General features: G+C 63.1%; 1 protein-coding gene. It reads left to right on the top strand.

The window, feature by feature from the left end:
* Positions 1-412: peroxidase family protein (locus tag C5F46_RS16325; protein ID WP_328588593.1), on the top strand; the 412-nt coding region annotated here is incomplete at both ends.

Genomic DNA, 412 nt, shown 5'->3' with positions numbered 1-412 from the left:
AAACCGGGGCAAGCGTGGCCGATGTGATCGTGCTGGCGGGCAATGTCGGGGTCGAGCAGGCGGCAAAAGCCGCGGGCTTTGACATCACCGTTCCCTTCGCGCCGGGCCGTGGTGATGCCACCGACGACATGACCGATGCCGAATCCTTCGACGTTCTGGAGCCGATCCATGATGGCTACCGCAACTGGCTGAAAAAGGATTACGTCGTCAGTGCCGAGGAGCTGTTGCTGGACCGCACGCAACTGATGGGGCTGAGCGCGCCGGAGATGACCGTTCTGGTGGGGGGGCTGCGGGTTCTGGGTGCCAACCACGGCGGCAGCGCGCATGGTGTGTTCACTGACCGTGTGGGCGCGCTGACCAACGACTTCTTCGTCAACCTGACCGACATGGGCAATAGCTGGAAACCTGCAGG

This window comes from Phaeovulum veldkampii DSM 11550 (assembly GCF_003034995.1).
GTDB lineage: Bacteria > Pseudomonadota > Alphaproteobacteria > Rhodobacterales > Rhodobacteraceae > Phaeovulum > Phaeovulum veldkampii.
Note: the sequence above shows the minus strand (reverse complement) of the source record. Positions and strands in the feature narration are given on the sequence as shown.